Raw genomic sequence first — 12,662 nt, forward strand, 5'->3', positions numbered from 1 at the left:
CATGACCAACCAGCTGTTCGACGCCTATTTCACTGCCCCGGCCATGCGCGAGATCTTCTCCGACCGCGGTCGCCTGCAGGGCATGCTCGATTTCGAAGCGGCCCTGGCGCGCGCCGAAGCGGCTGCGGGGTTGGTGCCGCACAGCGCGGTTGCCGCCATCGAGGCCGGCTGCCAGGCTGAGCGTTATGACGTTCGCGCCCTGGCCGATGCAATCGCCACCGCTGGCAATTCGGCTATCCCGCTGGTCAAGGCGTTGGGCAAGGTGATCGCCAGCGGTGTGCCCGAGGCGGAGCGCTATGTGCACCTCGGTGCCACCAGCCAGGATGCCATGGACACCGGGCTGGTGCTGCAGTTGCGCGATGCCCTGGGCCTGATCGAGGCGGACCTTGCCAAGCTGGCCGAAACCCTGTCGCGCCAGGCCCTGCAGCATGCCGACACGCCGCTGGTGGGGCGCACCTGGCTGCAGCATGCAACGCCCGTGACGCTGGGCATGAAGCTGGCGGGTGTGCTCGGGGCTCTGACCCGTCACCGTCAGCGCCTGCAGGAACTGCGTCCACGTTTGCTGGTGCTGCAGTTCGGTGGTGCCTCCGGCAGCCTTGCGGCCCTGGGCAGCAAGGCGCTGCCGGTCGCCGAAGGCCTCGCTGAACAGCTCAAGCTGACCTTGCCTGAACAACCCTGGCACACCCAGCGTGATCGCTTGGTGGAATTCGCCTCGGTGCTGGGCCTGGTCGCCGGCAGCCTGGGCAAGTTCGGCCGCGACGTCAGCCTGCTGATGCAGACCGAAGCGGGCGAAGTGTTCGAGCCCTCGGCGCCGGGCAAGGGCGGCTCGTCGACCATGCCGCACAAGCGCAACCCGGTGGGCGCGGCGGTGCTGATCGGTGCCGCCACCCGCGTACCCGGCCTGCTGTCGACGCTTTACAGTGCAATGCCCCAGGAGCACGAGCGCAGCCTCGGTCTGTGGCATGCCGAGTGGGAAACACTGCCGGATATCTGCTGCCTGGTTTCGGGCGCCTTGCGCCAGGCCCAGGTGATCGCCGAGGGCATGGAGGTGGACGCCGAGCGCATGCGCCGCAACCTCGACCTGACCCAGGGCCTGGTGCTGGCCGAGGCGGTGAGCATCGTCCTGGCTCAGCGCCTGGGCCGCGACCGCGCCCATCACCTGCTGGAGCAATGCTGCCAGCGCGCCGTGGCCGAACAGCGCCACTTGCGCGCCGTACTGGGCGACGAGCCACAGGTGACCGCCGAGCTGACCGAGGCGGAACTCGACCGCCTGCTCGACCCTGCCCATTACCTCGGCCAGGCCCGCGTCTGGGTGGCGCGCGCCGTGGCTGAACATCAACGTTTCACTGCCTGAAGGAGACCGCTGTGGCGCATGTGCAACTGGCCGATGGCGTACTGAACTACCAACTCGACGGCCCGGAAGATGCCCCGGTGCTGGTGCTGTCCAACTCGCTGGGTACCGACCTTGGCATGTGGGACAGCCAGATTCCGCTGTGGAGCGAGCACTTCCGGGTGCTGCGCTATGACACCCGTGGCCACGGTGCTTCGCTGGTTACCGACGGCCCCTACAGCATCGAACGACTGGGCCGCGATGTATTGGCACTGCTCGACGCCCTGGACATCCAGCACGCCCATTTCGTCGGCCTGTCCATGGGCGGTCTGATCGGCCAGTGGCTGGGTATCAATGCTGGCGACCGTCTGCACAGCCTGACCCTGTGCAACACAGCAGCCAAGATCGCCAATGACGAGGTGTGGAATACTCGCATCGACACCGTGCTCAAGGGCGGCCAGCAAGCCATGGCCGACCTGCGCGATGCCTCCATCGCCCGCTGGTTCACCCCTGCGTTTGCCGAGGCGCAACCTGAGCAGGCGCAGCGCATCTGCCAGATGCTCGCGCAGACCTCCCCCGAAGGCTATGCCGGCAACTGCGCCGCCGTGCGCGATGCCGACTTCCGTGAGCAACTGGGCCGTATCCAGGTGCCTACGCTGGTGGTGGCCGGCACCGAAGACGTGGTGACCACGCCGGAACATGGCCGCTTCATGCAGGCCAACATCATCGGTGCCACTTACGCCGAGTTCCCGGCGGCGCACCTGTCCAACGTCGAGATCGGCGAGGCGTTCAGCCGCCGCGTGCTCGACTTCCTGCTGGCTCGCTGAGGAATACGCCATGGATGAGAAACAACGTTACGACGCCGGCATGCAAGTACGCCGCGCAGTGCTTGGCGATGCTCACGTGGACCGCAGCCTGGAGAAGCTCAACGACTTCAACGGCGAGTTCCAGAACATGATCACTCGCCATGCCTGGGGGGATATCTGGACCCGCCCGGGCCTGCCACGCCACACCCGCAGCCTGATCACCATCGCCATGCTGATCGGCATGAACCGCAACGACGAGCTCAAGCTGCACCTGCGCGCTGCGGCCAACAACGGCGTGACCCGTGACGAGATCAAGGAAGTGCTGATGCAGAGCGCGATCTACTGCGGCATTCCGGCGGCCAATGCCACCTTCCACCTGGCGGAGTCGGTGTGGGATGAATTGGGCGTGGAATCGCGGGATTAATTGTTTGTCTTGCTGGCCTCTTCGCGGGGCAAGCCCGCTCCCACAGATACTCCACAAATCTTGAAATCAGTGGGATATCTGTGGGAGCGGGCTTGCCCCGCGAAGAGGCCGGCTGATTGTTACACAGCTGCCTTCTTCTGCCGCAGCGCCACCGGCCCGGCATTGGCTTCCACGGCCTGTTTCAATGCCGGGCACAGGCCCAACATGAACGCCGCTTCGGCCACTACGAACAGAGGCCCGATGATCAGCCCGCTGACATCATCGACGAACGCCGGCTTGCGGCCCTCGTAATGATGCCCGACGAATTGAATGATCCACCCCACCACGAACGCCCCTATCCCGACGCTTAGCCACAGCGAAGTGCTCTGCACTGCCAATACCTGTCCCACCCACAGGCACAGCCCCAGCAGCACACCCATCACCAGCCCGAAGCGCAGGTCCAGGCGCAGGTAGAACCAGACCGAGGCCGCCGCCGCCAGCAGGGCAGGGGACAGCCAGATGCCCGCCAGGTCCCAGCCGGGGCGCGACAGCAGGATGGCCACCGCCGCCACGATCAGCGGGATGCCGATGAAATGCGTGCCAATATTGCGCGGGTCGCGATGGTAGTTGGCGTACTGGCTCAGGTGTTCGACGAGGTTTTTCATTGTTGTTCCTCCTTGGCTGACCTCCCCCAATAATGCTGAGGATAGCCCGAAGTCACAGCATCATCAGTTCAGCGAATGGCAGCACTGCGTAGCGGCGCATCGAGTTCCACCAGCGTCTCGATCATCGCCCGTGCCGCCGGTGACAGGCGGTAGCCGCTGCGGCTGACCACGCCACAGCGCACACTCAGTACCTCCAGTGCCGGCGGCAGGTTGCGCCAGTGCAGGCGGACCAGGCGCCCGGCAGCCAGGTCATCGGCTACTGCCTCTTCGCTGGCGGTGCCTATCGCGTCGGTAGACTGCACAACGCTGCGCAGTACGGCGAGGTGCTCGGTTTGCAGGTGCGGGGTGAAGTCGCTACGTCCGCTCAGGTTGGCCAGGCGTTTGCGCACGCCGGCGGCGAGCAGGGCGCTGGCGAGGGGGTAGGCGAACAGGTCGTTGGTCGACAGGCTGTCCTTGGCCAGCAACGGGTGGCCGGGGCGGCAGAAGAACAGGCCGGGGCGTGGGCTGAGCGCTTCGGTGTGGAAGTTCGGATCGGCTTCGAACGGGCGGATGTCATCGACGAAGAACTCGATTTGTTCGCGGCGCAAGGCCTGGCCCAGGCGTTCGGCGTTGTCGACCAGCAGCGCGGTGCGGATCCCGGGGTGGCTGGCAATGAAGTGGCGCAAGGCTTCCGGGACCAGGCGCGCGGCCAGGGCAGGGCCGCTGCCGAAATGCAGTTCGCCGGCATCGAGTTTGGTCATCTGCAGCACTTCGTTGCTCAGCTGCGCGGCGCCTTGCACCAGGCGCCTGGCGTGTTGCAGGACCACCAGGCCTTCGGGGGTCGGCGGCAGGGCTTTGCTGGCGCGGTCGACCAAGGCGCAACCGAAGGCCTGCTCCAGGCCCTGGATGGCGCGGCTGAATGCGGGTTGGGTAATACCCATGGCCTCGGCGGCGCGAACGAAGCTGCGGTACTCGGTGAGGGCGATGAAGTAGCGCAGTTGGCGAAGGTCCATGTCAGGCTCTGCGGCGGAAACAAGGCTCGATTTAATCGACTGATTTATATGTCGTCAAAGAAGGTTTATGGATTTGTTTATTTCTTTTGGTTATTTGCTGGAGCATATGGCCTCATCGCGGCTAAAGCCGCTCCGGGTCATGCACAGGTGTTGAAATGGTGAGGAACCTGTAGGAGCGGCTTCAGCCGCGAAGAGGCCAGCACATTCAAAGCAGATTCAACGGATAGCTCACAATCAACCGATTTTCATCGAACGAATTGGTGCTGAAATCCCGGCGCATGGTCGAGTTGCGCCACTTCACCGACAAATCCTTGAACGACCCGGATTGCACCACATAGGCCAGCTCCGTCTCGCGCGCCCATTCCTTGCCATCGGTCACGCCGCCCGCCGTGACATTGTCACCCTTGATATAGCGGTTCATCAGCGTCAATCCCGGTATGCCAACAGTGACGAAATTGAAGTCATGGCGCACCTGCCAGGAGCGCTCCTTGGCGTTGTCGAAACTTGAGTTGTAGCTGTCGTTGGCCAGGGTGCCGCCACTGGTGCCGTTGACCCGCAACCAGGCATCGTCGCCGCTGACCTTCTGCAGGCCGACATAGAAAGTACTGCCCTTGTAGCGCGCCGAGAGCATCGCCGAAGCCGTGCGGTTGTCGAGTTCGCCTGCCCGTTCGGCGCCATCCTCCTTGCCAATGAAGTAGCCGAGGTTGGCGCCCAGGGTCCACTCGCCGAGCGGCTGGCTGTGCACCAGGTTGAGGTATTGCTGGCGGTAGATGTCTTTGAGCTGGGCGTCCCACAGGCCAATCATCGTGCGCTTGTCGTTGAAGGTGAACTCACCACCACCGAAATTGAAGCGGTCGGAGGTGAATGCCGCGCGGCCGTTCAGCGACATGTCTTCCATGCTGGCGTCGTTGCGCGGGCTGTTGCCGCGAAACTGCCCGGCGTACAGGGTCAGGCCGTCGATTTCCTTCGAGGTCAACTGGCCACCGCGGAAGGTCTGCGGCAGCGAGCGGCCATCGTCCGAGCGCAGGATTGGCAGAACCGGCATCCACTCGCCGACTTTCAGTTCGGTTTGCGACAGCTTGGCCTTCAGCGCCACGCCCAGGCGGCCGAAGTCGTCGGCGGGGCGGCCATCGTCGTGCACTGGCAGCAGGTGGGTGTTGGTGGTGCCTTTACCGCCATCGAGCTTGACCGAATACAGGCCCAGCACGTCCACGCCGAAACCCACGGTGCCTTGGGTGAAACCGGAGCGGGCATCGAGGATGAAGCTTTGCGTCCATTCTTCGCCCTTGGCTTGAGAATGGGCCGGGTCGACGAAATTGCGGTTGATGTAGAAGTTGCGCAGGTTGAGGCTGGCCTTGGCGTCCTCCATGAACCCGCCTTCGGCGGCGAACGCGGGGAGCGCGCAGGACATGGCCAACAGGCCGGGCAGCAGCTGGCGTGCAGGGTGGGAAGTGCTCATCTGTCGTGGATCTCTTGTTTTTATTGGCGAGCCGATGGGGCGTTGCTGGAGGCGATGGTGCGGGGAAGGGAAGGGGCGAGGCAATTCGCCACAGGCGGAAGCGGGCGATAATCGAACGGAATGTTCCAGCTGGTTAACTGTAAGTCTGTGCTGGCCTCTTCGCGGGACAAGCCCGCTCCCACAGGTCCCCACTGAACTGGAGACTTGTGATTTACCTGTGGGAGCGGGCTTGTCCCGCGAAGAGGTCGATACAGACGGCAGAAACAAAAAGCCCACCGCGAGGGTGGGCTTGATCAGTCTACAGAAGCACTCAGCTCTTCGGTGCTTCCACCGATGCCTGCTGATTGGCCTGCCCGGTCTGCTCGTACCAGCCACCACCCAGCGCCTTGTACAAGTTGACCTCGCTGGTCAGCTGCGACAGGCGATCGGTGATCAGCGACTGCTGCGCACTGAACAGGTTGCGCTGGGCATCGAGGAAGGTCAGATTGCTGTCGATGCCGATGCGGTAACGGCGTTCGGCCAGGCGGTAGTAGTCCTGGTTCGCCTGCACCAGGTCGCGTTGCGCCTGCAGCTGCTCTTCGAAGGTCTTGCGCGCCGCCAGGCCATCGGAGACTTCCTGGAAGGCGGTCTGGATGGTCTTTTCGTACTTGGCGACGTTGATGTCCTTCTGGATCTTCGAGTAGTCCAGGCTGGCCTTCAAGCTGCCGGCGTTGAAGATCGGCAGGTTGATCTGCGGCTGGAACAGCCAGGTGCCCGACCCCCCCTTGAACAGCCCGTCCATGTCCGGGCTCAGGGTCCCGGCGTTGGCGGTCAGGCTGATGCTCGGGAAGAACGCTGCGCGCGCTGCACCGATGTTGGCATTGGCGGCCTTGAGCAGGTGCTCGGCTTCCTGAATGTCCGGGCGACGGGTCAGCAGGTCGGATGGCAGGCCAGCAGGCACCTCGGCCAGCTGGTCGGCATCGAGTTTCAGCGCTGTCGGCAGGTTGGCTGGTACGCCGGTGCCGAGCAGCACGGCCAGGCTGTTGACGTCCTGGGCGACCAGGCGCTGGTACTGCGAGTACTTGACCCGGGCGCCTTCCACGGCGGTGCGCGCCTGGCTCAGGTCGAGCGCCGAGGCCACACCCACTTCGTTGCTGCGGCGGGTCAGGTTGTAGCTTTCCTCGTACGTCTTGAGGGTGTCTTCGGTCAGCTTGAACAGTGCCTGGTCGGCCTGCCAGGTGTAATAGGCGTTGGCCACGCTGGCCACCAGGGCGATCTGCGTGGAACGCCGCGCCTGCTCGCTGGACAAGTAGGTTTCCAGAGCCTGCTCGGTCAGGCTGCGCACGCGGCCGAACAGGTCCAGCTCATAGGCGCTGACGCCCAGGGTGGCCGAGTACTGGCTGGTGATGTTCGACTCACCGGTGGTCGACATATTGGCCGGCACACGTTGGCGGCTGCCGCTGCCGGTGGCCGAAACCGCAGGGAACAGGTCAGCCCGCTGGATGCGGTACTGGGCGCGGTAGGCGTCCAGGTTCAGCGCCGCGACACGCAGGTCGCGGTTGTTCACCAGCGCGGTCTGGATCAGTTGCTGCAGTGCCGGGTCATGGAAGAACTGACGCCAGCCCTGTTCGGCGGCGGCCACGTCGGCCGACTGGGTCGGCGTGTACGCAGGGCCTTGCGGCCACTGCTGGGCCACCGGCGCTTCCGGGGTCTGGTAGTCAGGAATCAGCGAGCAGCCGCCGAGAATGAAAGCGGTTACCGCCAGGGACAACAAAGACTTGGTCATTGCCCAGCCTCATAACGTGGAGTTTCAGGGGTGACGTCCTTTTCCGGCTCTTTGCTGCCGAACAGCGACGACACTGCGACGAAGAATAGCGGTACCCAGAAGATTGCCAGGATGGTCGCACTGATCATGCCGCCGATCACGCCGGTGCCGATGGCGTGCTGGCTGCCCGCGCCGGCGCCGCTGGCGATGGTCAACGGTACCACGCCGAGGATGAACGCCAGCGAGGTCATGATGATCGGACGCAGACGCATGCGGCACGCCTCGATTGCGGCGTCGTACAGGCTCTTGCCCTGCTCGTGCAGTTCCTTGGCGAATTCGACGATCAGGATCGCGTTCTTCGCCGCCAGGCCGATGGTGGTCAACAGGCCGACCAGGAAGTACACGTCGTTGGACAAGCCGCGCATGCTGGTGGCGATCAGCGCACCGATGATACCCAGCGGCACCACGAGCACGACGGCGATCGGGATCGACCAGCTTTCATACAGGGCTGCCAGGCAGAGGAACACGAACAGTACCGAGAGGGCGAACAGCGCCGGCATCTGCGAGCCGGAGAGTTTTTCCTCGTAGGACATGCCGGTCCAGGAGAAGCCGATACCGTCCGGCAATTCGCCTGCGATGCGTTCCACCTCGGCCATGGCTTCACCGGTACTGTAGCCAGGGGCTGGCGCACCGAGAATTTCCATCGCCTCGACACCGTTGTAACGGGACAGCTTGGGCGAACCGTAGGTCCACTCGCCTTTGGCGAAGGAGGAGAACGGCACCATCTCGCCTGCACCGTTGCGCACGTACCACTTCTGCAGGTCTTCCGGGCTCATCCGGGCGTCTGATTCACCCTGGATGTACACCTTCTTGACCCGGCCACGGTCGATGAAGTCGTTGACGTAACTGGCACCCAGGGCAATCGACAGGGTGTTGTTGATGTCGGCGATGGTCACGCCCAGGGCGCTGGCACGTTCGTCATCGATGGTCAGCTGGTACTGCGGTTCATCGTTCAGACCGTTCGGGCGCACGGCGCTGAGCACCTTGCTTTGCGCGGCCTTGGCGAGGAATTCATTACGTGCCTCCATGAGCTTGGCATGGCCGACACCGCCACGGTCCTGCAGGAACACGTCGAAGCCGGTGGCGTTACCCAGCTCCAGCACCGCAGGCGGGGCGAAGGCGAACACCATCGCATCGCGGAAGGTGAAGAAGTGCTGCTGGGCGCGCTGCGCCAAGGCGAACACGCTGTTTTCCTTGGAGCGTTCGCCCCACGGTTTGAGCATGATGAACGCCATACCGGAGCTCTGCCCGCGACCGGCGAAGTTGAAGCCGTTGACGGTGAACACCGAAGCTACCGTGTCGCCTTCTTCCTCCAGCAGATATGAGCGCATCTGGTCGACCACCACCTGGGTGCGCTCGGCACTGGAACCGGCCGGTGTCTGTACCTGGGCGAACAGTACGCCCTGGTCTTCCTCAGGCAGGAACGCCGTTGGAATACGGGCGAACAGCCAGATCATGCCGACCACGATCAGCGCGTAAGCGAGCAGGAACGGAATCTTGTTGCGCAGGATGGCACCGACGCTGCGCTCGTAGCCGTTCACGCTGCGGTCGAAGTTGCGGTTGAACCAGCCAAAGAACCCGCCCTTGGCCACATGGTGCTCGCCCTTCTTCAGCGGCTTGAGCATGGTGGCGCACAGCGCCGGGGTGAAGATCAATGCCACCAGCACCGACAGGCCCATGGCCGAGACGATGGTGATGGAGAACTGCCGGTAGATCACACCTGTGGAGCCGCCGAAGAAGGCCATTGGCAGCAGTACCGCCGACAGCACCAGGGCGATACCCACCAGGGCGCCCTGGATCTGTTCCATCGAACGCTTGGTCGCCTCCTTGGGCGGCAAGCCTTCTTCGGACATCACCCGTTCGACGTTCTCCACCACGACGATGGCGTCGTCCACCAGCAAACCGATGGCCAGCACCATGGCGAACATGGTCAGGGTGTTGATGCTGAAGCCCGCTGCGGCAAGGATGCCGAAGGTACCGAGCAACACCACCGGTACGGTCATGGTAGTGATGATGGTGGCGCGGAAGTTCTGCAGGAACAGGTACATCACCAGGAACACCAGGACCACGGCTTCGATCAGGGTGTGGATTACCCCGCTGATCGATTCGGTGACCACCGGCGTGGTGTCATACGGGAATACCGCTTTCACGCCTGGCGGGAAGAACGGTTCCAGGTCCTTGATGGTCTGGCGCAGGGCCTTGGCGGTGTCCAGGGCGTTGGCACCGGTCGCCAGCTTGACTGCCAGGCCCGAGGCCGGCTTGCCGTTGAACTGGGCGCTGATGGCATAGTTTTCACCACCGAGGCCGACCTGGGCGACATCACCCAGGCGCACCTGCGAGCCATCCTTGTTGACCTTGAGCAGGATCTTCTCGAACTGCTCGGCGGTCTGCAGGCGGGTTTTGCCGATGATGGTGGCGTTGAGCTGGGTACCCGGCAGGGCAGGCAGGCCGCCGAGCTGGCCGGACGACACCTGCACGTTCTGCGCGGCGACCGCGGTCTTGACGTCGACCGGGGTCAGCTGGAACTTGTTCAGCTTGGCCGGATCGAGCCAGATACGCATGGCGTACTGCGCACCGAACACCTGGAAGTCACCTACGCCCGCCGTACGCGAGATCGGGTCCTGCATGTTGGAGACGATGTAGTTGGCCAAGTCATCCTTGGTCATGCTGCCGTCTTCGGACACCAGGCCAATCACCAGCAGGAAGTTCTTCACTGCCTTGGTAACACGGATACCTTGCTGCTGCACTTCTTGCGGCAGCAGTGGGGTCGCCAGGTTCAGCTTGTTCTGAACCTGAACCTGGGCCGTGTCGGAGTTGGTGCCCTGCTCGAAGGTGGCGGTGATGGTCATGCTGCCATCGGAGTTACTTTCCGACGACACATAACGCAGGTTGTCGATACCGTTGAGCTGCTGCTCGATGACCTGCACCACGGTGTCCTGCACGGTCTGCGCCGAGGCGCCCGGGTAGGTCACGGCGATGGCGATGGCCGGCGGCGCGATGCTTGGGTACTGGTTGATCGGTAGCTTCAGGATCGACAAGGCGCCGACCAGCATGATCACCAAGGCGATCACCCAGGCGAAGATCGGGCGATCGATAAAGAACTTCGACATGGTTTACTCCGCTTTGGCGTCTGCTTTGGCCGCGTTGGCCTGATCAGGGCTACCTGGCTTCTTGACGTTGGTGGCCTCGCTGACCTTGACCTCGACGCCAGGGCGCACGTATTGCAGGCCTTCGGTGATCAGGCGGTCGCCCGGGTTCAGGCCTTCCTCGATCAGCCAGTCGCTGCCCAGGGTCCGGCTGGCCTTGAGCTGGCGCAGTTCGACCTTGTTCTCCTGGTTGACCACCAGTGCGGTCGGTGCACCCTTGAGGTCACGGGTGACGCCTTGCTGTGGGGCCAGGATGGCGTTGCTGTTGACCCCGGCCTTGAGCCGCGCATGCACGAACATGCCGGGCAGCAGGGTGTGGTCGGGGTTGGGGAAGATCGCGCGCAGGGTCACGGAACCGGTGGTCTCGTCGACCGCGACTTCGGAGAACTCCAGGCGACCGTCACGTTTGAACAGGCTGCCGTCTTCCAGTACCAGTTGCACCGAGGCCGAGTTATCGCCGGCCTTCTGCAGTTGGCCGCTTTCCAGGTCACGGCGCAGCTTGAGCAGCTCGGCGGTGGACTGGGTGACGTCGACATAGATCGGGTCGAGCTGCTGGATGGTGGCCATGGCGTTGGTCTGACCATTGCTTACCAGCGCACCCTCGGTGAACGACGAACGCCCGATACGACCGCTGATCGGCGCCAGGACCTTGGTGTAACGCAGGTCGATCTGGGCGCTTTTCAGCGAGGCATCGGCTTGCAATCGTTTGGCATTGGCGTCGTCGTATTCCTGCTTGGACACTGCCTGTTCGTCGATCAGCTGCTTGTAGCGCTCGGCCAGCGAGCGGGTTGCCTGCAGGTTGGCCTGGGCGTTGGCCAGGTTGGCTTCGTACACGGCCGGGTCGATCTGATACAGCTGCTGGCCTTCCTTGACGTCACTGCCTTCCTTGAACAGGCGCTTGAGAATGATGCCATTGACCTGTGGGCGAACTTCGGCGACGCGGTAGGCGCTGGTGCGCCCCGGCAGTTCCGAGGTCAGGGTGAAGGCTTGTGGCTGAAGGGTCACGACGCCGACCTGAGGAGCCTGTGCTGCGGGCGCGGCTTCTTCTTTCTTGCAGCCACTTAGCAGAGTTGCCAGGGCGACGGCGGAAACCAGAGCGGTAACGGCTGGCTTGAATTGCATGAGGATCCTCGGGTCGCTGGAGCGGGGAGACGCTCAAGAGTAATGGAAGAGTCTGGTCAGAAAAAATGCTATCAGGTGGATAAATAGCTTACTAACGAATATACTTACATTCATGCTTGTTTGTAAATAGCGTTGGGTTGTACCTGTCTACGTTCCCAGCCCCTTGATTAGCCTATCCGGGCGGTACCCTGCAGAGGTGCTCCCGGCGGACGTCCCGCACGCGACGCGCTTGCGGGCCCAGATGAGGTTGTACTGCCATGGTCCGTCGAACCAAAGAAGAAGCCCAGGAAACCCGCGCGCAAATCATCGAGGCTGCGGAAAAGGCCTTCTACAAGCGCGGGGTTGCGCGAACCACCCTGGCCGACATTGCCGAGCTGGCGGGCGTGACCCGGGGTGCGATCTACTGGCATTTTAATAACAAGGCGGAGCTGGTGCAGGCGCTGCTCGACAGCCTGCACGAAACCCATGACCACTTGGCGCGCGCCAGCGAAAGCGAGGACGAAGTCGACCCGCTTGGCTGCATGCGCAAGCTGCTGCTGCAAGTGTTCAACGAGCTGGTGCTCGACGCCCGTACCCGGCGTATCAATGAAATCCTGCATCACAAGTGCGAGTTCACCGATGACATGTGTGAAATTCGCCAGCAGCGCCAGAGCGCAGTGCTGGATTGCCACGAGGGCATTACCCTGGCGCTGGCCAATGCCGTGCGCCGTGAGCAGCTGCCGGCCGAGCTGAATGTTGAGCACGCGGCCGTGGCGTTGTTTGCCTATGTCGATGGCCTGATCGGGCGCTGGCTGTTGTTGCCGGACAGCTTCGACCTGCTGCGCGATGTTGAAAAATGGGTCGACACCGGGCTGGATATGCTGCGCTTGAGCCCCGCATTGCGCAAATGACACTTTGTTAAGGATTGTGAGGGAGTGTTTCCCGCCGATATTAAG

The 12,662-nt window shown here is 63.2% G+C and carries 10 protein-coding genes; 4 read left to right on the plus strand and 6 right to left on the minus strand.

The features are described from left to right. Position 1 precedes the first annotated feature (1 nt). The 3 genes from ACIPZF_RS14080 to pcaC are packed head-to-tail and all read left to right on the plus strand — an operon-like array spanning position 2 to position 2,560. Positions 2-1,354 carry a 3-carboxy-cis,cis-muconate cycloisomerase gene (locus ACIPZF_RS14080; protein ID WP_400800183.1) on the plus strand — a complete coding sequence of 451 codons (1,353 nt, stop codon included), beginning with the start codon at positions 2-4 and terminating at the stop codon, positions 1,352-1,354. An 11-nt stretch (positions 1,355-1,365) separates the two neighbouring features. Then, entirely contained in the window at positions 1,366-2,157 is a 792-nt protein-coding gene (gene pcaD, locus ACIPZF_RS14085) for a 3-oxoadipate enol-lactonase (RefSeq protein WP_400800186.1), read from the plus strand. Positions 2,158-2,167: 10 nt separating this feature from the next. Next, entirely contained in the window at positions 2,168-2,560 is a 393-nt protein-coding gene (gene pcaC, locus ACIPZF_RS14090) for a 4-carboxymuconolactone decarboxylase (protein ID WP_400800189.1), read from the plus strand. A 119-nt stretch (positions 2,561-2,679) separates the two neighbouring features. Here the strand turns inward: pcaC and ACIPZF_RS14095 are convergent, their stop codons facing one another. The 6 genes from ACIPZF_RS14095 to ttgA form a co-directional block, all read right to left on the minus strand. Continuing rightward, on the minus strand, positions 2,680-3,204 hold the full coding sequence (locus tag ACIPZF_RS14095) for a DUF962 domain-containing protein (RefSeq protein WP_400800192.1): 525 nt from the start codon (positions 3,202-3,204) through the stop codon (positions 2,680-2,682). 68 nt (positions 3,205-3,272) lie between these two features. Then, positions 3,273-4,196 (minus strand): LysR family transcriptional regulator, encoded by a 924-nt coding sequence (locus ACIPZF_RS14100; RefSeq protein WP_400800194.1) that lies wholly within the window; start codon positions 4,194-4,196, stop codon positions 3,273-3,275. 205 nt (positions 4,197-4,401) lie between these two features. Continuing rightward, positions 4,402-5,655: an OprD family porin gene (locus ACIPZF_RS14105; protein ID WP_400800197.1), complete on the minus strand. Its 1,254-nt coding sequence runs from the start codon at positions 5,653-5,655 to the stop codon at positions 4,402-4,404. A 310-nt stretch (positions 5,656-5,965) separates the two neighbouring features. After that, a complete protein-coding gene (locus tag ACIPZF_RS14110; RefSeq protein WP_400800199.1) occupies positions 5,966-7,420 on the minus strand; it encodes an AdeC/AdeK/OprM family multidrug efflux complex outer membrane factor in 1,455 nt (484 codons plus the stop codon). Then, positions 7,417-10,569: a multidrug efflux RND transporter permease subunit TtgB gene (ttgB, locus tag ACIPZF_RS14115; protein ID WP_400800202.1), complete on the minus strand. Its 3,153-nt coding sequence runs from the start codon at positions 10,567-10,569 to the stop codon at positions 7,417-7,419. The genes ACIPZF_RS14110 and ttgB overlap by 4 nt, the downstream gene beginning before the upstream one ends. 3 nt (positions 10,570-10,572) lie before the next feature. Further along, on the minus strand, positions 10,573-11,727 hold the full coding sequence (ttgA, locus tag ACIPZF_RS14120; RefSeq protein ID WP_400800205.1) for a toluene efflux RND transporter periplasmic adaptor subunit TtgA: 1,155 nt from the start codon (positions 11,725-11,727) through the stop codon (positions 10,573-10,575). 257 nt (positions 11,728-11,984) lie between these two features. Between ttgA and ttgR the strand changes: the two genes are divergently transcribed. Beyond that, complete coding sequence (ttgR, locus tag ACIPZF_RS14125; RefSeq protein ID WP_400800208.1) at positions 11,985-12,617, plus strand: efflux transport transcriptional regulator TtgR; 633 nt, start codon at positions 11,985-11,987, stop codon at positions 12,615-12,617. The last annotated feature ends 45 nt before the right edge of the window (positions 12,618-12,662 follow it).

This window comes from Pseudomonas sp. NPDC089752, from assembly GCF_044748725.1.
Lineage (GTDB): Bacteria > Pseudomonadota > Gammaproteobacteria > Pseudomonadales > Pseudomonadaceae > Aquipseudomonas.

Excerpts from the sequence above, each read along its gene's own strand:
- ttgR (WP_400800208.1), top strand. The coding sequence starts at position 11,985 with ATGGTCCGTCGAACCAAAGAAGAAGCCCAGGAAACCCGCGCGCAAATC.
- pcaC (WP_400800189.1), top strand. The coding sequence starts at position 2,168 with ATGGATGAGAAACAACGTTACGACGCCGGCATGCAAGTACGCCGCGCA.
- ttgB (WP_400800202.1), bottom strand. The coding sequence starts at position 10,569 with ATGTCGAAGTTCTTTATCGATCGCCCGATCTTCGCCTGGGTGATCGCC.
- ACIPZF_RS14080 (WP_400800183.1), top strand. The coding sequence starts at position 2 with ATGACCAACCAGCTGTTCGACGCCTATTTCACTGCCCCGGCCATGCGC.
- ACIPZF_RS14105 (WP_400800197.1), bottom strand. The coding sequence starts at position 5,655 with ATGAGCACTTCCCACCCTGCACGCCAGCTGCTGCCCGGCCTGTTGGCC.
- ACIPZF_RS14110 (WP_400800199.1), bottom strand. The coding sequence starts at position 7,420 with ATGACCAAGTCTTTGTTGTCCCTGGCGGTAACCGCTTTCATTCTCGGC.
- ACIPZF_RS14095 (WP_400800192.1), bottom strand. The coding sequence starts at position 3,204 with ATGAAAAACCTCGTCGAACACCTGAGCCAGTACGCCAACTACCATCGC.
- ttgA (WP_400800205.1), bottom strand. The coding sequence starts at position 11,727 with ATGCAATTCAAGCCAGCCGTTACCGCTCTGGTTTCCGCCGTCGCCCTG.
- ACIPZF_RS14100 (WP_400800194.1), bottom strand. The coding sequence starts at position 4,196 with ATGGACCTTCGCCAACTGCGCTACTTCATCGCCCTCACCGAGTACCGC.